Origin of the sequence: Pseudomonas sp. Z8(2022), from assembly GCF_025837155.1 — a bacterium.
GTDB lineage: Bacteria > Pseudomonadota > Gammaproteobacteria > Pseudomonadales > Pseudomonadaceae > Aquipseudomonas.
Genome location: NZ_CP107549.1, coordinates 4,271,593 through 4,293,265 on the forward strand (window position 1 = coordinate 4,271,593; position 21,673 = coordinate 4,293,265).

Annotated in this window: 21 protein-coding genes; 2 read left to right on the plus strand and 19 right to left on the minus strand. The window is 63.3% G+C overall.

Going from position 1 to position 21,673, the window contains the following annotated elements; genetic code table 11:
• Positions 1-5: 5 nt before the first annotated feature.
• The 17 genes from OEG79_RS20255 to OEG79_RS20335 form a co-directional block, all read right to left on the minus strand.
• Positions 6-947, minus strand: coding sequence for a flagellar motor protein MotB (locus tag OEG79_RS20255; protein WP_264146726.1), 942 nt, complete (start codon positions 945-947; stop codon positions 6-8).
• Positions 944-1,816: a flagellar motor stator protein MotA gene (gene motA / locus OEG79_RS20260; RefSeq protein ID WP_264146727.1), complete on the minus strand. Its 873-nt coding sequence runs from the start codon at positions 1,814-1,816 to the stop codon at positions 944-946. Before motA ends, OEG79_RS20255 begins: the two co-directional genes overlap by 4 nt.
• A gap of 1 nt (position 1,817) precedes the next feature.
• Positions 1,818-2,552, minus strand: coding sequence for a FliA/WhiG family RNA polymerase sigma factor (locus tag OEG79_RS20265; protein WP_264146728.1), 735 nt, complete (start codon positions 2,550-2,552; stop codon positions 1,818-1,820).
• 16 nt (positions 2,553-2,568) lie between these two features.
• Positions 2,569-3,045: a flagellar basal body-associated FliL family protein gene (locus OEG79_RS20270; RefSeq protein ID WP_264146729.1), complete on the minus strand. Its 477-nt coding sequence runs from the start codon at positions 3,043-3,045 to the stop codon at positions 2,569-2,571.
• 27 nt (positions 3,046-3,072) lie between these two features.
• Positions 3,073-4,143 (minus strand): flagellar hook-length control protein FliK, encoded by a 1,071-nt coding sequence (locus OEG79_RS20275; protein ID WP_264146730.1) that lies wholly within the window; start codon positions 4,141-4,143, stop codon positions 3,073-3,075.
• Between the two features lie 2 nt (positions 4,144-4,145).
• On the minus strand, positions 4,146-4,463 hold the full coding sequence (locus OEG79_RS20280; protein WP_264146731.1) for a hypothetical protein: 318 nt from the start codon (positions 4,461-4,463) through the stop codon (positions 4,146-4,148).
• Positions 4,447-4,845 (minus strand): flagellar export chaperone FliS, encoded by a 399-nt coding sequence (gene fliS / locus OEG79_RS20285; protein WP_264146732.1) that lies wholly within the window; start codon positions 4,843-4,845, stop codon positions 4,447-4,449. Before fliS ends, OEG79_RS20280 begins: the two co-directional genes overlap by 17 nt.
• Positions 4,845-6,140 carry a flagellar filament capping protein FliD gene (gene fliD / locus OEG79_RS20290; protein WP_264146733.1) on the minus strand — a complete coding sequence of 432 codons (1,296 nt, stop codon included), beginning with the start codon at positions 6,138-6,140 and terminating at the stop codon, positions 4,845-4,847. The genes fliS and fliD overlap by 1 nt, the downstream gene beginning before the upstream one ends.
• Positions 6,141-6,443: 303 nt before the next feature.
• Complete coding sequence (locus tag OEG79_RS20295; protein WP_264146734.1) at positions 6,444-7,340, minus strand: peptidoglycan DD-metalloendopeptidase family protein; 897 nt, start codon at positions 7,338-7,340, stop codon at positions 6,444-6,446.
• Between the two features lie 157 nt (positions 7,341-7,497).
• Complete coding sequence (locus OEG79_RS20300) at positions 7,498-8,409, minus strand: response regulator (protein WP_264146735.1); 912 nt, start codon at positions 8,407-8,409, stop codon at positions 7,498-7,500.
• 135 nt (positions 8,410-8,544) lie between these two features.
• A complete protein-coding gene (gene phoU / locus OEG79_RS20305) occupies positions 8,545-9,270 on the minus strand; it encodes a phosphate signaling complex protein PhoU (RefSeq protein ID WP_264146736.1) in 726 nt (241 codons plus the stop codon).
• 171 nt (positions 9,271-9,441) lie between these two features.
• Complete coding sequence (gene pstB, locus OEG79_RS20310; RefSeq protein WP_264146737.1) at positions 9,442-10,275, minus strand: phosphate ABC transporter ATP-binding protein PstB; 834 nt, start codon at positions 10,273-10,275, stop codon at positions 9,442-9,444.
• 67 nt (positions 10,276-10,342) lie between these two features.
• Positions 10,343-11,959: a phosphate ABC transporter permease PstA gene (gene pstA / locus OEG79_RS20315; RefSeq protein WP_413247557.1), complete on the minus strand. Its 1,617-nt coding sequence runs from the start codon at positions 11,957-11,959 to the stop codon at positions 10,343-10,345.
• 225 nt (positions 11,960-12,184) lie between these two features.
• Positions 12,185-14,470 (minus strand): ABC transporter permease subunit, encoded by a 2,286-nt coding sequence (locus OEG79_RS20320; RefSeq protein ID WP_264146739.1) that lies wholly within the window; start codon positions 14,468-14,470, stop codon positions 12,185-12,187.
• 171 nt (positions 14,471-14,641) lie between these two features.
• Positions 14,642-15,610, minus strand: coding sequence for a PstS family phosphate ABC transporter substrate-binding protein (locus OEG79_RS20325; protein WP_264146740.1), 969 nt, complete (start codon positions 15,608-15,610; stop codon positions 14,642-14,644).
• Positions 15,611-16,263: 653 nt separating this feature from the next.
• Positions 16,264-16,698, minus strand: coding sequence for a ferritin-like domain-containing protein (locus OEG79_RS20330; RefSeq protein ID WP_264146741.1), 435 nt, complete (start codon positions 16,696-16,698; stop codon positions 16,264-16,266).
• Between the two features lie 67 nt (positions 16,699-16,765).
• The gene (locus OEG79_RS20335) at positions 16,766-17,596 is read right to left on the minus strand and encodes a BON domain-containing protein (RefSeq protein ID WP_264146742.1); all 831 of its coding nucleotides are present in this window, start codon (positions 17,594-17,596) and stop codon (positions 16,766-16,768) included.
• A gap of 210 nt (positions 17,597-17,806) precedes the next feature.
• Between OEG79_RS20335 and algB the strand changes: the two genes are divergently transcribed.
• Both algB and OEG79_RS20345 read left to right on the plus strand, forming a co-directional pair.
• Positions 17,807-19,159, plus strand: coding sequence for a sigma-54-dependent response regulator transcription factor AlgB (gene algB / locus OEG79_RS20340; RefSeq protein WP_264146743.1), 1,353 nt, complete (start codon positions 17,807-17,809; stop codon positions 19,157-19,159).
• A 12-nt stretch (positions 19,160-19,171) separates the two neighbouring features.
• A complete protein-coding gene (locus OEG79_RS20345) occupies positions 19,172-20,968 on the plus strand; it encodes an ATP-binding protein (RefSeq protein ID WP_264146744.1) in 1,797 nt (598 codons plus the stop codon).
• A gap of 90 nt (positions 20,969-21,058) precedes the next feature.
• Here the strand turns inward: OEG79_RS20345 and OEG79_RS20350 are convergent, their stop codons facing one another.
• Positions 21,059-21,247, minus strand: coding sequence for a PA3371 family protein (locus OEG79_RS20350; protein WP_264146745.1), 189 nt, complete (start codon positions 21,245-21,247; stop codon positions 21,059-21,061).
• A gap of 18 nt (positions 21,248-21,265) precedes the next feature.
• Complete coding sequence (locus tag OEG79_RS20355) at positions 21,266-21,577, minus strand: hypothetical protein (protein WP_264146746.1); 312 nt, start codon at positions 21,575-21,577, stop codon at positions 21,266-21,268.
• Positions 21,578-21,673 lie beyond the last annotated feature (96 nt).

Consider the following 21,673-nt stretch of genomic DNA (forward strand, 5'->3'; position numbering starts at 1 on the left):
GGCGCTCAGGACTCCGGCGTACTGAGCCGGGTACCCTCGGCACGAAACTCCGCCCGCACCTGGCCCTCGCCAAACAGCTCGCGGTACAACCCTTCCGCCTGGCTGGTCAGCAGCAGCAGCTCGATGCGCCGGTTGGCGCCGTTCTCCGGATCATCCGGCAACAGCGGCATGCCGTCTGCCTGAGCGGTGACCTGCAGCACGGCGGCGTTCGGCAGACCCGCCTCGACCATCACGTTGCGAGCACGCAGGGCGCGGTCACCCGACAGGTTCCAGTTGTTGTAGCCGCCGACGACGCCGCGATAGGGCGTGGCATCGGTATGACCGCTGATGATCAGGTGGTTGTCGACCCTGGCCAGAATGCCCGCCAGGCGCTGCAGCAGCTTGGCGAAATGAGGGTCCAGACGGGCACTGCCACGACTGAACATGAAACGCTGAGCGTCGTCCTTGATCAGGATGCGCAGGCCTTGCGGCACGACCTGCACCTCGATATTGGCTTCAGCATCGAGTTGCAGCGCCAGCTGCTCCATCAGCCTGGCCAGCTCCTGCATCTGCGCCGGCTCGGCATAATGCGGCCGCCGCGCCTCGCCCGGCAGACCGTCACCCAGCTCGGCACCCGGATCTTCCTGCGGTGTACGCGCCTGGTTGACAGGGTCCTTGCGCGGGCTGACCTGCACCGGCACGCCGTCGAGTTCCAGCGGCGTGGTGCTGGTGCCGTCGAAGATGCCGGCACCGCCATCGACCAGCGGGTTGTTCAGCATGTCCGCATTGGCCCGGCTCTGGTCCTGGCTCTGTGGCTGGATGATCCACAGCACCATGAACAACGCCATCATGGCCATGGTGAAATCGGCGAAGGCTACCTTCCAGGCACCACCGTGTTCGTCGTCGTGGCCTTTCTTGCCACGCCGCTTGACGATGATCTCGTGCGCTTCCCCACCCCGCTTCCTCATGCCGCGTCCCTTTCATCCTCGTAGCGGTTGACCCAGGTCTCCAGCTGCTTGAACGCGGGTTTTACGTCCTGCTCGATCAGCTTGCGCCCCGCGTCGACCGCCAGCAGGGTGGGCTTGCCGGCAACGTGCGCGACCAGCGTGGTACGCACGCACTCCAGGGCAGAGAGTTCGGTCTTGATACGCTGACTCATGGCATTGGACAGCGGCTCCATCACGCAATAGCACATGAAGATGCCGAGGAAGGTACCGACCAGGGCCGCCGCCACGTGGGCGCCGATTTCCGCCACCGAGCCGCCGATGTTGCCCATGGTGATGATGATGCCCATGATCGCCGCGAGAATGCCGAAACCCGGCATCGCCTCACCGATCTTGTGCAGCGAACGCGCCGGCTGCAGGAGGATGTGCTCCATGGCCTCCAGCTCCTGCTCGAGGAAACCTTCCAGCTCGTGCGCACTGATCTTGCCCATGGCCATCAGGCGAAAGTTGTCGGCGATGAAGGCCATCAGGTTCTTCTCCTGACGGATCAGCGGGTACTTGGCGAACAGGTCGCTCTGCTCCGGCTCCTCGATATGCGCATCGAGCACCTTGAGACCGCCGACCTCGACCATTTCCAGCAGCTCGTAGAGCAACATCAGCAACTGGCGCTGGAACTCCTCGCCACGCCGCGTGTAAACGAACACGCCCTTGATCTGATGGCACATTTCCACCAGCACTTCCTTGGGGTTGCCGACCACCAGAGCACCGAGGCCGGCGCCGACGATGATCACCACCTCGGCCGGCTGCCAGAGCATGGCCAGCTCGCCGTGGGCCATGACATAGCCCCCCAGCACACAGCCGACGATGATCAATGCACCTAATATCTTCTGCACCCTAGCCTCTCTCGTTCAGGTAGCGGCTGGCCTTGGCGATCGCCTGCTTGCTCAACTGGCAGACGCGCGCGTCGCTCAGCTCCAGCACCAGGGCGATTTCCTTGAGGCTCAGCTCATGTTGGTAGTAAAGGGTCAGCACCAGCCGTTCACGCTCGCTGAGCTGGCTCAGTGCCTGAGTCAGCAGGCGCTCCTTGAGTACCCGTTCCTCGACCGCGCTGCTGCCGCAGGCAAAGCCCTCGTGACCGTTCTGCAGGAGCTCGTCGAGGCTCTCGATGGCCTCGCAGGCGTCAGCCTGGAGGAACTCCTGATACTCCTTGGCGCTGATACCCGCGGCGCGGAGGATTTCTTCTTCCTGCGGCACCCGGCCCAGCTGGCGCGCCAGCTGGCGAATGGCATCGCGAATCTTGTGGGTCTGCTGACGCACCTGACGCGGCCGCCAGTCCTGGCGGCGCAGCTCATCGAGAATCGCCCCGCGGATGCGCAGCGCGGCAAAACGACCGAACTGCTCGTCCGGTGTGCCATAGCGGCGCAGGCATTCGAGCAGCCCCATCAGACCGATCTGTTCCATGTCCTCACGGTCGAACACCTGGTTGGCTTGCAGCGCCAGCTGACTGACGATGCGCTTGACCAGCGGCAGGTACTGCAACAGCCACTTCTGCTCGGCTCCGGGAGCGAACAGCGCGGCTCCGCCCTGTTCGGCGGCGTAGCTGTAGTCGATGGCACAGGTGGCGTTCATGGGCGGGGCCTGCTCTTTACTGAACGATCAGCTTGCTGACCAGCACGTTGACGAATGGCATCGCCAATTTCTTGCTGGCGAAGTCATCGAACAGCGCGCTTTCCAGCGCGCTCTGCAACTCGGGAATGGGCATGCCGCGCAATTGCTCGAAGGTCATCGCGGACAGGTGGGCGACCACCGAGTTGCGCACCATCGGGTCGATCTGTTCGAGCTTCTTCGGATCGGTCTCCAGTTCGGCCTGCAGTACCAGATCCAGAACGAAGTAATGTTCGCGGGTCTCGCCCTGCAGGCTGACGATGACCTTCTCGATGGGGAAGAAGCGGTATTCGCTCTTGGCCTCATCCGCTTCGCTGCCGGCACCACCGGCAGAAATGCCGAGCACGGTCTGGCCAGTCTGCATGGACTTGAGCGTGGCGTAGTTGAAGATGCTGCCGCCGATCACCACCAGGGTGTTGAAGATAACCAGCAGCAGGAGGATGCGCGGCGTTGTCATGACTACTCTCGATTCACTAACGGGAAATTAGACGGTGACCAGCACATCGCTGGCCGACTCCGTGGTGCCGCGCTCGCTGCCGGCCGGAAGCACCGCAGCGGCCGCCACGGCTTCTTCGGCCAGCCAGGCCTGAGCCTGCGCCTGTTGCTGCTGACGTCCGCCCTGAGCATCGGCGGAAACCTGCACGTTGACCTGCACGAAGTTCTGCCCCACCAGTTCCTGGCGCAGACGCTCGCTGGTCTGCTGCAGCAGGCGTGCTACGTCGGCGTTGGCCGCGGACAGCTGCACGCTGAGACGACCGGATTCGTGGCTGAGGAAGATTTCCAGGCTGCCCAGCTCCGGCGGGTCGAGGCGGATGGTGGCGTTCTGGATACGCTGATTGATCTGCAGGTCGACGTGCTCACGCAGGCTGGCCAGCATCTGCTCGCCCCACTGTGCCTGCGGCGCGTGCAGCTTGAGCGTACGTGGCTCCGTCGGCGCGGCAGTCGCAGTGGGGCTGGATGCAACACTACCCGGCGTCGCCTTGTCGCCGTCCGCATTGCTGACAGGCAGGCGCTCAAGCGTTGCGGCCTCGACAGCTTCATCCATCACCACTGACGAGGCAGACGTCAGCGCAGCCTCGGTGGCCAGCAGCGGCCGCAGTACAGCGCTCGGGTCTGCCACTACCGGCTGCGGCTGGCCCGACAGCGCAGCACCGGCTACGCGCAACGTATCCGCAGACAGTTGCGGATCACGCGGTTGCAGCGGTGTCTGGTAACCAGCCTCGACAGGTACCAAAGCGGCCTGATCGGGCAATTCGATCTCATCATCACGCCCCTGCTCCGGCGTTTCGCGCGCCTCGATGCGTACGGCCTGTTGACCCAGCACGCTGGCCAGCCACTGTTCGGCATCCGCTTCGCTGACATGCAGGGTTTCGGGGGCGATGACCTGGGGTTGCACGGCCTGCTCGGCAGCCGCAAAACCCTGCACGGCCATCTGCAACTCGAATGGCTGCGATGCGTCCTCGGCGTTGCCAGCCTGGGCGAAACCCGACGGTAGCGTTTGCTCGACGGAGCCACTCTGGCTGGTGCGAGCATTGCCATTGATCAGTTGCAGCACCTTCATCTCCCGGCTTGATACAGATCGACGCGCATGTATGCGCTACGCCCTTCGGCGTACTCAAGATGCGTCAGCAGCAAGCGACGCACCCGTTCGCATTCCTCGGCGCAGGCAATACGTGCCTGCCCATGCAACTGGCGCAACTGCTCCTTGGCCTCGCGTACCTCGTCACTCAGGCTCGGCAGCCCGGCCAGCAGTTGCAGGCAGGAGCGAATCACCGAGTCGATCTCACCGATCCGCGTCCAGTCCCCCTGCTGCAGTGCCTCCGCCAACTGGGCGTGCAACTGCTGCAGCGCGCGCAGTTCACTTGCGCGCTGCATTCACGCCTTCCCAGCCTTCGCGCAGCACACCGAGCAGGCCGACCACTTCGTCCAGACCTTCCAGCGACAGGCTGACGCTGACATCGGAGAGGCGATAGATGCAGTAGTCGTAGAGCCGCGCCAGGCCCTGCACCACCTCACCGCCGTTCTCGTAGTCGAGCGCGCCATTGAGGCCGTTGAGGATGTTCAGGCACTTTTCCAGTGACTGGCCCTTCTGCTGGTAACGCTTGGCCTCGATATGGCCGCGGGCGCGCGCCAGCTCGTCGAGCAGGCCGTCGAACAGCACCAGCACCAGCTCGTAGGGCGAGGCCGCAGCGGCGCGCGCCTCGAGATCCACGGTGCGATAGCTGTCGTAACTTTCGTTGAGGTTGTAGGCACTCATCAGAACATTCCGTAGGTCTGTTCCATCGCCGCCATGGTCTGCATGAGACCGGTGTACTGACGGAGATAGCGGGCGTAGTAGGAGTCGTACTGCTTCTGGATGCTGTCGAACTGCTGGTCGACGCGGCGCAGCTGGCTGTTGAGGGTGTCCTTGCGGTTGGTCAGCAGGCCACCGGCGCTGCTGGTATAGACCGCGAGATTCTTGTCCAGGGTGTCGAGCAGGTTGCCCTTGTCGGTGAACAGCTTTTCGAAGCCTTCGGGGTTGGCTGCCACGGCCTTCTCGAAGCGGGCATTGTCGATGGTCAGCTTGCCGTTGCGGTCGGCAACGATGCCGAACTCGGTGAGGCTGACCCCGCCGAAGGAGGTGCGCACCACCTGATTGAGCATGCTCTCGATGGCACGCACGCTGGCATCGCCGGCCAGGGGCCCGCGACCACCGCTCTCGCCACCGCTGGCGGTGAGCGAATCGAAACTGTTCATCAGCGTGTTGAAGGCGCTGACGAAGGCCTGAGCCTTTTCCTTGGTAGCCTTCTGGTCCTGACCGATTTCCATGGTCAGCGGCGTATCACCGCTCTTGTGCGCCTTGTTGAATGTCAGGCTGACGCCATCGACGACGTTGTCGAAGGTGTTGCTGCTGCTGGTCAGCTCGATGCCGCTCTCACCACCCAGACGCACGATGGCATCCTTGGCGACCGAGAGTTCCTGACGTGCGGCCACGGCATCCTCGAACGCGGTATTGTCGCTGGCGCTCAGGCTGATGGCCTGGTCGGCACCGGTCTTCTCGCTGGTCAGTACCAGGTTGACCTGACCATTGCTGCGCACCAGTGTCGCCTTGACGCCCTCGTTGTCGCTGGCGTTGTTGATGGCTGCTGCCAGCTCGTCCAGCGTCGTGACGGAGTCAAGTTCGATGGTGAAGGAGCCACCGGCCTGTCCGATGGTCAGGCTGCCGCTGCCCAGGTCGCCGTCCTGCAGGCCCTGCAGGGCAACCTGACTCTTGCTCGCCAACTGCTGGACGAAGAAATCGTAACTGCCCGCCACCGCCTTGGTGCTCACTGTGGCGCTGGCATAGCCTTCCTGACTGAAGCTGGCACTGTTGACCAGCATGCTGTTGCCGCCCAGCTTGAGACCGCTGGCCGCCGACTTGAAGCCCTTCAGCGCGGTATCCAGGGAGGTCACGGCGGAAAGCTGCGCCTTGTATGTCGCCTCGTTGCGGTTGGCCTTGGCCAACTGGCCCTGTATTTCATATTGGGCCAGCTGGGTCGCCATGCTTTGAACGTAATCTGAATCGATAGCCATAGTCGGACACCCGTTTTCCTGAGAGATAGCAATAGCGGTGCCAACAGCGGAAACCCTTGATTCATGCGGGTTTCGGCGCTCCGCCAGGTGAAAGATCCTTTCCGCTCGCGCAGCGGCGGACGACAGGCGGAAGGCCGACTTCCGCCTGCGTCGCGCAGGCGGCGGACGTGCCCATTACACAGGCGACATCAGGACGGTCCGGCTTAAGGCGGAGAGGCGGGAAGATCGCGCTGCGCTAAATCGCAGGTAGCGAATCAGGAAGGGCATTCGCCAGGCCGATAGCAGCCCGGGCAGGCTGGCGGGCTATTCGCCGCCAACCGCGAAATTGGGCAGGCTGTTGACCGGCTGGCGAAAGTTGAAGGGGATGGATTCGACGGCAAGACCGACGTTGCGCTGCACCACGAAGTGCAGGTGCGGCCCGGTGCTGTTGCCGGTGTTGCCGGAACGCGCCAGCAGCGTGCCGGTGTCTACCCGCTGACCTTCGCGCACCACCACCGAGCCCTTCATCAGGTGCAGGTAGACGCCCATGGTGCCGTCGTCATGCAGGACGCGCACGAAGTTGCCGGCAGGATTGTTGCCGCGGCCGCTCTGCTGGTTCTCGGTCTTGATCACCACACCGCCGCGGGCGGCGACGATAGGTGTGCCCTCGGGCATGGCGATATCCACCGCATAACGCCCCTTCGGGGTGAAGTGGCTGTAGGTGCCATTGGCGCCCTGAGTCTGGCGGAAGGGTCCGCCACGCCAGGGCAGCGGGTAACGATGGATGCTCGGCTGCAGGCGCGGATCGCCGAGGGCGTAACGCAACTTCGGCTTGTAGCGCAGCGGTTTCGAGGCATCCTGCGGGGTGAGTGTTGCCAGACGGATGTTGCTGCGCGGCGGCAGTACCCAGCGAATCGGTTTGTCTGGCGCACCGATGGCGTTCTGCACCTGCTCGAGCTTCAGTTCGATTTCCACCGGAGCATAGAGGTCGTTGCGAATCACCAGGGTTTCACCGGCTTCGTGCTTCTTGGTTTCCAGCTTTACCTGGTTGTCCAGACGCTCGACCATGCGATCGTTGAACACGAACACCTGCGCGCCAGGCGAAGCCTGGTCGCTATAGGTCACCACGCCGTTCTTGTCGACGGACTTGTAGATGGTAAGCGCAGCGGCCTGGCCGCAGATGGCCAGCAGACTGCAGAGAATGATCAGACGCCCTAGCATAACGACTCGGATCTTATGGCTTTTTGATATCCGGATCATGAAGACTAGCAGCGCGGCCCGGCACATGCGAGGTACCGGCCGTCAGGCTGTGAACCGGCTCACCGCCGCTGGTCGGCGCAGGCCAGATTTCCGGGCATTCGCAGGCTCGGCGCCCTTGTCAGGCGCCAGGGCTGAAATGCTTCTGCGCGGTGCCGCGGGCGATCAGCCGTGACAGGTAGTCGAGCTTCTGCGGGTCGCGGTCGACGAAGCGGAAGGTCAGCTGCAACCACTCGCTATCGGCCTTCGGCTCGAAGGCTGCCACCGCGTGCAGATAGCCGTTCAGACGCGCGGTTTCCGCTGCCTCGCCCTGCTCCAGATCCAGCACTGCACTCTCCAGCACCTGCGGCAGTGGCTCGGCGCGTTTGACCACCAGCAGCGCTTCCTTGAGGCTCAGTGCCTTGATCACGCAGGCCATGGTGCCGGCGGCCAGACGCAACTGGCCCTGACCACGACCGGCCGGAGCCTTGCCCGCGGCAGCGGGTGCGGCACGCGGCGCAACAGCAGTAGCAGCTGCTGCTGTTGCCGGAGTTGGGGCGCTGGGCTTGACCACCTCGGCCTTGCCACCGGTGAGGGCAGCCAGCGAATCGTTGGCGTAAGCACCGGTACTGAGCATCTTCGGTGGCGCGCTGGCGGCCAGCGCCTGCAGCTTGCCGGCACGGCTCAGCGCCTTCTTAACCTTGGTCACCAGCTGTTCGGTGGAGAAGGGTTTGCCGATGTAGTCGGAAACACCGGCCTGAATCGCCTGTACGACGTTCTCCTTGTCGCCACGGCTGGTGACCATGATGAAGGGCGTGGTTTTCAGGTTGTCCTGCTCGCGGCACCAGGTCAGCAGTTCGAGGCCGGACATTTCCGGCATTTCCCAGTCGCAGAGAATCAGGTCGACCACCTGCCGGCTCAACATCTGCTGGGCCTTGCGGCCATTTATCGCTTCCTCGATCTGCACGCCGGGAAAATGATCGCGCAGCCCTTTCTTGACCAGATCACGGATAAAGGTCGCGTCATCCACCACCAGCACACTGACTTTGCTCATCGGCCACTCCTGTACGAATGCCGATAAGCATAGTCATGGCCAGTGGCCTAAGGCCACCGGAAAACGCCGGACGCACAACAAATCGCGCAAAGGAAACGGCCCGGGCAACCTCGGACCGTCGGCATGCAGCAGGCGTCAGTCCCTGGAGCGGCCCTCGACCTCTTCGCGCATGCGGGTCAGGCCGATATGGCGTACATCGGTGCCGCGCACCAGGTAGATCACCAGTTCGGCGATGTTGCGTGCATGATCGCCGATGCGCTCCAGCGAGCGCAGCACCCATATCACGTTGAGCACGCGGGAGATCGAACGCGGATCTTCCATCATGTAGGTAACCAGCTCGCGCAGCGCGGTCTTGTATTCGCGGTCGACGGTCTTGTCGTGCTGCGCCACGGCCAGGGCCAGTTCGGCATCGAAACGGGCGAAGGCATCGAGAGCATCCTGCACCATCTTGCGCACCTGGTCGCCGATATGGCGGATTTCCACATAGCCCCTGGGTGACTCGCCTTCCTCGCTGAGCAGGATGGCGCGCTTGGCGATCTTGCTCGACTCGTCGCCGATGCGCTCCAGGTCGATCACCGACTTGGAAATGCTGATGATCAGGCGCAGGTCGGAAGCCGCCGGCTGGCGACGGGCGAGGATGCGCACGCACTCCTCGTCGATGTTGCGCTCCATCTGATTGATCTGATCATCGATCTCGCGCACCTGCCGGGCCAGGCCGGAGTCGGCCTCGATCAGCGCAGTGACGGCGTCGTTGACCTGCTTTTCCACCAGCCCGCCCATGGCCAGCAGGTGGCTGCGCACTTCCTCCAGCTCGGCGTTGAACTGCTGGGAGATGTGCTGGGTAAGGTTGTCTTTGTTCATGTCTCGCTCCGCGAAGGCTGCCGGCTTTGATGGCCATTGGTGCGTAAAGCGCACCCTACTGGTTAAGGGATGGGCTTTGGCAGAGGGTGCTGGGCAAGGAGGCGGAACGCAGACAGTACAGGTAGTACGGCAAGTTCCGCCGACGCAGTCCGGCGCACTCTGACATGGCCATCAGCCGTAACGACCGGTGATGTAGTCTTCAGTCTGCTTCCTGGCCGGGTTGGTGAACAGCGTATCGGTGTCGCCGAACTCGATCAGCTTGCCCATGTACATGAACGCGGTGTAGTCGGAAACGCGCGCCGCCTGCTGCATGTTGTGGGTGACGATGACGATGGTGTACTTGCTCTTGAGTTCGTAGATCAGTTCCTCGACCTTCAACGTGGAGATCGGGTCCAGCGCCGAGCAGGGTTCGTCGAGCAGCAGCACTTCCGGCTGCACGGCCACGGTACGGGCGATCACCAGGCGCTGCTGCTGGCCGCCGGACAGGCCCAAGGCCGACTCGTGCAAACGGTCCTTGACCTCGTCCCACAGCGCCGCGCTCTGCAGCGCCCACTCCACCGCCTCGTCGAGCACGCGCTTGCTCTTGATGCCCTGGATGCGCAGGCCATATACCACGTTTTCGTAGATGCTCTTGGGGAAGGGATTGGGCTTCTGGAACACCATGCCGACGCGACGGCGCAGCTCGGCCACATCCTCGCCCTTGCGGTAGATGTTGCGCCCGTCGATGTTGACCTCGCCTTCCACGCGGCAACCGTCGACCAGATCGTTCATCCGGTTGAAGGTGCGCAGCAGGGTCGACTTGCCGCAGCCGGACGGGCCGATGAAGGCCGTCACGCGCTGCTTGGGAATATCCATCCTGACGTCGAACAGCGCCTGCTTCTGGCCGTAGTACAGGTTCAGACCCGGCACTTCGATGGCCGTGGTCTCGCCGGCCAGGTTCAGGCTCTGCCTGCCGCGGCCGAGTGCGGACAGATCGATACCGCGGGTATGGGCTTCGTGTTGCATAGAACTCACTCCGTTCGTAGCTACAAGCTGCAAGCTGCGCACCAGTGGTGCGCGACTCGTAGCTGCGTTAGTGATCCAGCGCCTTGTACTTCTCGCGCAGGTGGTTACGGATATAGACCGCGCTCAGGTTGAGCAGGGCGATGACGATCACCAGCAGCAGCGCCGTGGCGTAAACCAGCGGCCGCGCGGCCTCGACGTTGGGGCTCTGGAAGCCGACGTCGTAGATGTGGAAACCCAGGTGCATGATCTTCTGATCCAGGTGCAGGTAGGGGTAATTGCCGTTGAGCGGCAGAGTCGGCGCCAGCTTCACCACACCCACCAGCATCAGCGGTGCCACCTCGCCGGCGGCACGTGCCACGGCCAGGATCAAACCGGTCATCATCGCCGGGCTGGCCATCGGGATCACCACGTGCCACAGCGTCTCGGCCTTGGTCGCGCCAAGCGCCAGCGAGCCTTCGCGCACCGTACGCGGAATACGCGCCAGGCCCTCTTCGGTGGCGACGATGACCACCGGCAGCGTAAGGAGCGCCAGGGTCAGCGAAGCCCACATCAACCCTGGCGTGCCGAATGTCGGCGCCGGTGCGGCCTCGGGGAAGAACAGCCGGTCGATCGAGCCACCCAGCACGTAGACGAAAAAGCCCAGGCCGAACACGCCGTAGACGATCGAAGGCACGCCAGCCAGGTTGTTCACCGCGATGCGGATGATCCGCGTCAGCGTGCCCTGATGCGCGTACTCGCGCAGATACACCGCGGCTATCACGCCGAACGGGGTGACGATCACCGCCATCAGCATGACCATCAGCACGGTGCCGAAGATCGCCGGGAAGATGCCGCCTTCGGTGTTGGCCTCGCGCGGCTCGTCGCTGACGAATTCCCAGAGTTTCATGGCATAGAAGCCGAGCTTGTCGACCGTGCCCATGGCATTGGGTCGGAAGGCGCGGACGATCTTGCCCAGGGCGATCTCGCTCTGCCTGCCATCGCTGGCACCCAGGGTCACGCTGTCGCGGTTGATCTGCCGGGTCAGTTCCACCATGCGCGCCTCGAGCACCTTGTACTCGGCGTGCAGCGCATCGCGGCGGGCATCCATGTCGGCCTGCTCGGCAGCATCCAGCTTGCCCTGCAGCTGCAGTTTGCGACCTTCCAGACGGATGCGCTCGAGGCCGTGGTTGATACGGCCGATATCACGTTTCTCCAGACGCACCAGTTGCGCATGCAGGTCGTCGACGCGATCCAGACGCTCCTGCAGGGCCGGCCAGGCGGCTTCGCCCTCGGCGATGATCTGCCCGCTTTCCTTGACGTTGATCAGCTTGCCGTAGAAGTTGCCCCATTCGCGACGCTCCAGCACAGTGATGTCGGCCGGCTTGCGCGGGTTGCTCAGCCACTCGCCGATCACCCAGGTGAAGTCGGCGCCGAACAGCTCGCGGTTACCGACCTTGAGCAGTTCGCGGGTCATGAATTCGCCACCTTCAGCGGCAACCGGCAGGCCGGCTGCGGCGAGGCGCGCGCGCGGCACTTCCTCGATCTGCACCACCTCACCCAGCAACACGCGTACTTCCTGACCGGGCACCTGGTAGTCGGCCTCGAGAACGTCCGCCGGCCAGAAGTGGCCGAGGCCACGGGTGGCGATCACCGCCAGCAGACCGAGGGTCATGATGATGGCGATGGCCACCGCGCCACCGCTCATCCACACGCCCGGGGCGCCGCTCTTGTACCAGGATTTCAGGTTGTTCTGTTTCACGGCATCACACCTTGAATGAAATCGTTCTTTACCTCGCCTCTCCCGCTTGCGGGAGAGGGGCCGGGGGAGAGGGCTTGGGCACGCGCCTGCACGACCCTCTCCCGCCCCTTCGGGGCACCCTCTCCCATGAATGGGAGAGGGTCATCAGTTGGCCTGCTGCGCAGGCATGTTTTATAGGCTCGAATACTTGGTACGCAGGCGCTGACGAATCAGTTCGGCCAGGGTGTTCATCACGAAGGTGAACATCAGCAACACCAAAGCCGCAAGGAACAGCACGCGATAGTGGGTGCCACCGACTTCCGACTCGGGCATTTCCACGGCGACGTTGGCCGCCAGGGTACGCATGCCTTCGAAGATGTTGATATCCATGATCGGCGTGTTGCCGGTGGCCATCAGTACGATCATGGTCTCGCCGACCGCGCGACCCATGCCGATCATCAACGCCGAGAAGATGCCCGGGCTGGCGGTGAGGATCACCACGCGGGTCAGGGTCTGCCAGGGCGTGGCGCCAAGGGCCAGGGAGCCGAAGGTCAGGCTCTTGGGTACGCTGAATACGGCATCCTCGGCGATCGAATAGATGTTCGGGATCACCGCAAAGCCCATCGCCAGGCCCACCACCAGGGCGTTGCGCTGATCGAAAGGAATGCCCAGCTCGTTGGACAGCCACAGACGCATGTTGCCGGCGAACAGCCAGTTTTCCAGATGACCACTGACGGCGATGGAGAACCAGCCGATGGCGATCACCACCGGAAGCAGCAGCGCCGCCTCCCAGCCGTCGGGTACGCGATGGCGCACGGACTCCGGCAGCTTGGTCCAGAGGAAACCGAACAGCAGGATGCCCAGCGGCGTCAGCACCAACAGACTGAAGATGCCGGGCAGGTGGTTTTCCAGAAACGGCGCGAGGAACAGACCGGCGAAGAAACCGAGGATCACCGTCGGCAGCGCCTCCATCAGCTCGATCACCGGTTTGACCTTGGTACGCATGCGCGGCGCCATGAAGTAGGCGGTGTAGATCGCCGCCGCAACGGCCAGCGGAGCGGCCAGGAGCATGGCGTAGAAGGCAGCCTTGAGAGTGCCGAAGGCCAGCGGCGAGAGGCTCAGCTTGGGCTCGAAGTCGGTGTTGGCGGAGGTCGATTGCCAGACGTAGTCGGGCTCCGGGTAGCTTTCGTACCAGACCTTGCCCCACAGCGAGCTCCAGGAAATTTCCGGGTGCGGGTTGCTCACCGCGAAGCGCTGCAGTCTGCCTTCGGACTCCACCAGCAAACGCGTGGAGCGCGGCGACAGGGCGGCGATGGCGCTGCCCTCGGCGACCTGCTGCCTGAGCAGGGTGCGGTGCGCGGTGCTGTGGAAGATACCCAGGCGACCGTCGGCATCCAGCGCCATGAAGCCCTTGCGACGCTCCTCGGGCAGAATCCGGGTGATCGCACTGTCGCCCAGCTGGAAACTGCGGATCGACTGGAAGGTGGACTTGCCGTCCTCGTCGCGCACCATGAACCACTGCTGAATGCCGCCCCTGGCGTCACCGATCATGATCGAGATGCCGCCGAGCAGACTGGTGGCGCTGGTCACACTGTTGGAAGCATCCGTGAGCAGTTCGTAGCGGCCATTGAGGCTGCGTTTGCGCAGGTCGAAGACATCGGCGCTGGAATCGCCGTTGAACACGTACAACCACATCTGCCGCGGATCGAGAAGCAGCTGGCTGATCGGCTCACCGATCTGCGGCAGGTTGATGCGCTCTTCACTGACGCTCACCTCACCGGTGAACAGGTTTTCCTCGCGGCCGAGGCTGATCAGGTGCAACTCGTTGCCGGTGGAGCCGGCCAGCATCAGGGTGCCGCCATTGAGGTTGACGGCAACATGGTCGAGCGCGCGGCCCTGCGGGTCGACCTCGATCGGCGTCTGGCCGTAGGGATAGTCGATCTGCGGCGCGATGGTGCGCACGTTGTCCGGGTAACTGATCTTGTAGTTGTGCTGGATCACCAGCGCCTGGCCGTTGGACAGACCGAGCACCACGCGGCGGCTACCAGGCTGATCCTGGCCAACGGAAGCGACGCTGACGCCAGCAGGCAGCGGCAGTTGTATGCGTTGCAGCGCTTCGCCGCTCTTGAGTTCGAAAAACTGCACGGCGCCGGCATTGTCCAGGCGCATGGCGACCTGATTCTGTTCTTCGACTGCCAGCAGCAACGGCGCCTGCGCCTCGGCCAGCCAGGCCGGTTGTTGCACCTTGCGCGCCTGCAACTCGGCGCCCTGAAACATGGGCAGCACGACATGGGCAAGGTAGAAGAAGATCAGGGTAATGGCAGCGAGTACCGCCAGACCGCCGATGGAAACGTACCAACGCGCCATGCGGTCCTTGAGGGCACGCAGGCGGCGCTTGCGTTGCAGGGCCGGGGTGTTGAAATCGATCCCCAGGGGATTGTGCGCGCTGTTCACGGTTTCGTTTGCCAAGTCTTTCATGCGAGAAATCTCTGCGCGGGCTCTAATGCGCCGCATAGGGCTGTCCAGGCTGGTCAATCTAGCGGGCTTGTATGACAGAACGGTTACAGCGACCTGACATGGCGAAGCCCGCCACTCCATGGGGTGGCGGGCCGATCGACCATCAGCCGGCCGAGATCGTCAGGTGCTGAATTACAGGCCCAGCTCCTTCATGGTCCTCTCGACCACTTTCGACGGCAGCGGGATGTAGCCATCCTTGACCACCACTTCCTGCCCCTGCCTGGACATCACCAGCTTGACGAACTCGGCGTCCAGCGGGCTCAGCGGCTGGTTCGGCGCCTTGTTAACGTACACGTAGAAGAAGCGCGCCAGCGGGTACTTGCCGGACAGCGCGTTGGTTTCGTTGGCTTCCTCTACCTGGCCGCTCTTGTCCACCAGCGGCACGGCGCGAACGCTGGAGGTCTTGTAGCCGATACCCGAATAACCGATGGCGTTCAGGGTGCTGGAGATCGACTGCACCACGGAAGCCGAACCCGGCTGCTCGTTGACGTTGGCTTTGAAGTCGCCTTTGCACAGAGCCTCTTCCTTGAAGTAGCCGTAGGTGCCGGATACCGAGTTACGACCGAACAGCTGGATCGGCTTGTTCGCCCACTCGCCACTCAGGCCGACGTCACCCCAGGTTCTCAGGTCCTTGTCTTCACCGCACAGACGGGTGCTGGAGAAGATCGCGTCGACCTGCTGCATGGTCAGCGACTGGATCGGGTTGTCCTTGTGCACGAACACGGCCAGGGCGTCGATGGCCACCGGAACGGCGGTGGGCTTGTAGCCGTATTTCTCCTCGAAGGCCTGGATCTCGCTGTCCTTCATCGGACGGCTCATCGGCCCCATATTGGCGGTGCCTTCGGTCAGCGCGGGTGGCGCAGTGGAGGAACCGGCGGCCTGGATCTGGATGTTTACGTTGGGGTAGTTCTTCTTGAACTCTTCTGCCCACAGGGTCATCAGGTTGGCCAGCGAGTCGGAGCCGACGCTGGACAGGTTGCCCGATACACCGGAAGTCTTTTCATAGGTCGGCAGAGCCGGGTCGACGGCGGCTACAGCAGATACGGCGCTTACGCCGGCGGCGGCGAAAGTCAGGGCCGCCATCAAACGCTTCAGTTTCATGCCTTGCTCCTAGCAGATAGTGTTGTGTCGGATGGAACGGGCCCAAGTATCTGCAGGCCGTGTGAACACTGTATGAAACGAATGTGACAGTTGAATGAACGTCGACAACGTTTCGCTTTGGCAGAGAAAGGCGCTTCGGTGAAAGGCGGGTTGATACCGGACTGGCAAATACGTGTGTGCTTTCTGTGCTGGCACTATCCGTTAGCGCGTGCGCTGAGCGTTTAGGTTTCGCCCCTTACGGGCGACTCACTTTCTTTGCTTGTGCAAAGAAAGTAAGCAAAGAAACACACCCCTGCATACGGCCCCGGCTGCGCCGGGGTTCCCTCGCGCCATCACCGCTCCAGGGGCACGCCGTGAAGGGCCATCCCTGGCCCATCACGGCTCTCGCGACATCCATGTCGCTCAACCCCTTCCACGGCGATTTCACTCGGCCTCCTGAAGGGGACTTGGGTGTCGTCTGTGCGAACGCAGCCTAAGAGCAAAAGCAAAAGCAGACGCCGTCGAGCTTGAGTTTGTGAAAGTCTTGCAAGCTCGCGATACGGTCCCGTCAGGAAGAAAAGCCATCGTCAGCACACACGTATTTGCCAGTCCGGTCTGCCCAACAAAAAGCCCCCGCACGCATCGCGCGCAGGGGCTCGTAACAGCGCCAGTGACTACTGCATGTTCTGCTTCAGCGCACGCATGCGCTCATGGCAGGCACGCACCTTCGGCATTTCCACGGCCAGCAACACACGGACATCCTCTTCGGCGCTTTCCAGCGCATCCTCGAAGGCATGCAGGATACGGTCTTCCGCTTCCTCCAGCTGCGCGACGTAGGCGGCGTCTTCATCCTTGGCCAGGGTTGCGCGGGTATCCGCGTAGAACTGGCGCAGCTTGCCCAACATGGTGCCGCCGGACGCCGGCTCGGTCTGATTGGCCGCCACCTTGACGCTCAGCGCATTGATCACCTGGGTCTTGGCGCGCACCATGTCGCGAAACAGCGCCTGCAGACGGACATCACCGACCTCGTCGTGGGCATGCTCGTAAAAGCGCTTGCCGTCACGGGTGATTTCGATCAATTCATTGAGTTGTGCGGTCTTGCTGCTCATGGATTCTCTCCTTGGCTATGGGACTTGCGGGTCAGCGACCGCTCCAGCGGCTGCTGTTGCTTTGAATTCAGCTGTTGATGAGCAGGGCATCGGCGTCCACACCACGCACACCGCGGATGTTGCGGGCGATCTCCACCGCCAGGCGTTTCTCGGCGCTGCTCAGCACGCTGCCGCGCAGACTGACCAGACCGTCGTCGGTGTTCACCGTGATGTTGATGGCATCCAGGTTGCGGCTATAGAGGAAACTCGCCTTGACCTTGCTGGTGATCCAGGCGTCGCTGATCTCCTCGCGCGCCTCTTCGAGGGTGGTCTGCACTTCGCTGCTACTGCTGTCTGCCGTGCTGATGCTGAGGTGGTTGAACACCTCACGCACGCCATCGGTGTTGGCCGCCAACTGGCCCGCCAGCTCCTTGGCCGCCGGCGTCTGTGCATGACCGCTCAGGGTGATGTTGCCGGTCTCGCTCTTGACCTGAATGTCCAGGCCGCGGGTATTGCTGTTCCACAGCAGCTTGGACTTGACCGTGGCGGCGAGGCTGGCGTCCTCGAGCCGCTGCACCATGGCGGGCGGATTGTCCTCGACGGCGTCACTGCCGACTGCAATGCGATTGTCCACCGAGTCGATGCCCTCTATGCTCAGCGCCACCTGCTCGGCCAGGTCCTTCTGCACGTCGTTCTCGACCTTGCCCTCGAGGGTGGCGACACCATCCTCCACTTCGGCCTTGAGCTTGAACGGGTTGAGATGGCGGTTGAGGGCGAAGGCGGTCCAGATCGAGCCTTCCTGGCGTGCGGCTTCCAGCTGCGCAGCCGACGCAGCTTCGGCGGCCTGGCTGGCCAGCGGCAAGAGGCCGAGCAACAGCGTCGTGCTGACGGCCAGCATCAGGGGTTTGAACGGGGGCATGATTCACTCCTGTTCGTGAGACGGTACGAGGAATCTCGCAAGCCCCATGCCAGCCAGGAAAAAAGAAGAAAATCGCGTAAAAACAAACAGTTAAGAAAAGGTCGGGCACCCTGCCTGCATGCAGGGTGCAGTATCTGCGCAGTCACGCCGTGCAACTTGCACGGTTTTTACCTGACTAAGCTGCATTGACCAGCGAGACGGAGCACAAACATGGCAGTTGCAGAGCAAACCAGCGGACGAATTTTGCTGGTGGATGACGAGGCGGCAATCCTGCGTACTTTCCGCTACTGCCTGGAAGACGAAGGTTACGACGTCGCGGGCGCCAGCAGCGCGGCCCAGGCCGAAGCGCTGCTGCATCGCCAGGTGTTCGACCTGTGCTTCCTCGACCTGCGCCTTGGCGAGGACAGCGGCCTCGAGCTGCTGGCGCAGATGCGCATCCAGGCACCCTGGATGCGCGTGGTGATCGTTACAGCCCACTCGGCCGTGGACACTGCGGTCGATGCGATCCAGGCCGGTGCAGCCGATTACCTGGTCAAGCCCTGCACCCCCGATCAATTGCGTCTGGCGGCTGCCAAGCAGCTGGAAGTGCGCACCCTGGCCGCACGCTTGGAAGCGCTGGAAGGCGAGGTGCGCAAGGTCAAGGACGGTCTCGATTCGCACAGCCCGGCGATGATGTCGGTGCTGGAAACCGCACGCCAGGTCGCCGCCACCGACGCCAATATCCTGATTCTCGGCGAGTCCGGCACCGGCAAGGGCGAGCTGGCCCGCGCCATTCACGGCTGGAGCCGCCGCGCCAAACGCACTTGCGTGACCATCAACTGTCCGTCACTGACCGCCGAGCTGATGGAGAGCGAGCTGTTCGGCCACGCCCGCGGCTCCTTCACCGGCGCCAGCGAGAGCACCCAGGGCCGGGTCAGCCAGGCCGACGGCGGCACCCTGTTCCTCGACGAGATCGGCGATTTCCCGCTGGCCCTGCAACCCAAGCTGCTGCGCTTCATCCAGGACAAGGAGTACGAACGGGTCGGCGATCCGGTCACACGCCGTGCCGATGTGCGTATCGTCGCCGCCACCAACCTGGATCTCGACGAGATGGTGCGCGAAGGGCGTTTCCGCGAAGACCTGCTGTACCGCCTCAACGTCATCACCCTCAAGCTGCCACCGCTACGCGAACGCCAGGAGGACGTGTTGTCCCTGGCCGAGCGCTTTCTCGCCCGCTTCGTCAGCGACTACGGTCGTCCGGCCTGCGCCTTCAGCCCCGAGGCGGTGGCGGCCCTGCAGGCTTACCACTGGCCGGGCAACATCCGCGAACTGCGCAATGTCATCGAGCGCGCCAGCATCATCTGCCAGCAGGAGACAGTGGAAATCGCCCACCTCGGCCTTGGCGGCAGCAGCGAAGCCCCCAACAGCGCCCTGCGCATCGGCGCGCCGATGAGCCTCGAGGAGCTGGAAAAAGCCCACATCGCTGCGGTGCTGGCCAGCAGCAGCACCCTCGACATGGCGGCCAAGACGCTGGGTATCGATACCTCGACGCTCTACCGCAAACGCAAGCAGTACAACCTCTGACATGGGATCTCCATGAAGCTGTCGATGAAGCTTCGCACACGCCTGTTCCTCAGCATTTCCGCACTGATCACCGTGGCGTTGCTGGGCCTGCTGCTCGGTCTGTTCAGCGTCACCCAGGTAACGCGCAGCCAGAGTGAGCTGAACCAGAGCGGTTTCACCGCCGTGCAGCTCGGCCAGAAGCTGCGCCAGCATCTGGGCGACGAGCTGATCCTGCTGCTCAGCGAGAACCCTGACCCCGAAAACCTCGCGCGGGTGCGCGAGGGATTCCGCACCACCCTCGCCGAAGGCCTCGAAGCGAATCTCGGTACGCACTACCAGCTGGGCCTCGAGGAGGCCGCCAGGCTCTACGATCAGATGGAAGAGGCCGCCGCCAGCGCAACGCCCGAAGGCCAGACGCCGCACAATCTGGGCGCCCACAGCGCCTTTACCGAGGCATTCCAGCGCCTGCGCAACCACCTGCTCGCCGAGCAGGACAGGATCGTCGGATGGGTCATCGAGGCCGAGAAGAAGTCTGGCGAGCGCTCGCAGCTGATTGCCGGACTACTGGTGCTGACCGGCCTGGCCGTGCTGGCGATCGGCGTACTCACCGCCCATGGCATTGCGCGCCGCTTCGGCGCTCCCATCGACATGCTGGCCCGTGCAGCCGACCAGATCGGCCAGGGCAAATACGATGTGGTGCTGCCGGTATCGCCAGTGGTGGAACTGGCAGTGCTGAGCCGTCGCTTCGGCCTGATGACCCAGGCGCTGCGTGAATACCACTCGAGCAACCTGCATCAGCTGCTCAGCAGCGAAGGCCGGCTGAAAGCCGTGCTCGACAGCATCGACGATGGCCTGGTCATCCTCGACAACCAGGGCCGGATCGAGCACGCCAACCCGGTGGCACTGCGCCAGTTGTCCTGGCAGGCCGATATCCTCGGCCAGCCGATCGGCCCGCGGCTGCCGAACCATGCCGTCGACGAGGCCTTGCACCAGGTGCTGGCCGGAGAGCTGCTGCACGAGCCCCCTGCCGATCTGCAGATCGAACGCAACGGCGAAACCCGCCTGCTGGCCTGGGCACTGACTCCTGTCCAGGTCAGTGAGGGAGACAGCGTGGGCGCGGTGATGGTGCTGCGTGACGTCACCAAGCAGCGCGCCTTCGAGCGCGTGCGCAGCGAGTTCATTCTGCGCGCCTCGCATGAGCTGCGCACGCCGATCACCGGCATGCACATGGCCTTCAGCCTGTTGCGCGAGCGCCTGACGCTGCCGCCCGGCGGCCGCGAACAGGAGCTGATGCGCACCGTCGACGAGGAGATGCACCGCCTGGTGCAGTTGATCAACGACCTGCTCAATTTCTCGCGCTACCAGAACGGCGTGCAGACCCTGCAGCGCCGTCCCTGCAACCTGGCCGAGTTGATCCGCCAGACGCCGCCGCGCTTTGCCGAGCGGTGCGCGGAGCGGGAAGTGACGCTGGCCTGCGAAATCCATGAACCACTGCCGCACCTCAGCGTGGATACCGCACAGCTGGAGCGCCTGCTCGACAATCTGGTCGACAACGCCCTGCGCTACAGCAACCCCGGCGACGAGGTACGACTACGCATACGTCGCCAGGCCGAGCAGGTCATCGTCAGTGTCCAGGACCAGGGCGAGGGCATCCCCTTCGAGCAGCAGGCGCGTATCTTCGAGCCCTTCGTTCAGGCCGGCCGACGCAAGGGCGGCGTTGGTCTGGGTCTGGCCCTGGCGCGGGAAATCGCGCAACTGCACGGCGGCCAGCTCAAGGTGCACTCGCGCCCGGGAGAAGGCGCCAACTTCTACTTCAGCCTGCCGGTCTGAGGTCTGCGCCTTGTAGCAGGCTGATGACCGGCCAATAAAAAACGCCGCGATCTTCGCGGCGTTTTTTATTGCTTCGGTGCCGAATCAGGCTCAGCGCAGGACCGGATCGAACTTGATGCGACGCCCGGCCAGCAGCGCTACCAGGAAACCCAGGCCGAAAACCACGCTGGCCCCCTTGAGCAGCATGGCGACCCCTTCCTGCTCCAGGCCCGGGCTCAACCAAAGCGCGGCCAGGCTGGCCAGGGTCATGATCAACAACAGGATGGCACTTCTGGACATGGCTGGACTCCTTGTCGGTCAGAACACCCAGCGCGGGGTGCTGTTGGCGGGGCGGGATTCACGATTTGCGCCTTCGGCACCGCCTTCGTCGGAAATGCGCAACCACTGGGCGTCGTCACCAATGGTGCCGGCAGCGCGAGCAGACTGGGTGCGCGCCTCGGCAGACCCGTTCGGCTGCAGATCGGCGCGGGACTCCCACATCGGCGAGTTGGAAAAGCTGAATTCGGCTGTCTTGGCAACAGCGTCAGCCGAATCACTGAAATCATTGGCGTAAACCCCGCCGACCAGAAATGCAGAGACGCAGAACAGGCTCAGTCGGATAATGTACATGGCGCTTCTCCATAGCAGGTCAGTCGGGGGTTTACATGACTGATTTTGCAGCGCTCATGCCAATCTCAAAAAATAAAAATATCCTTATAAATCAAT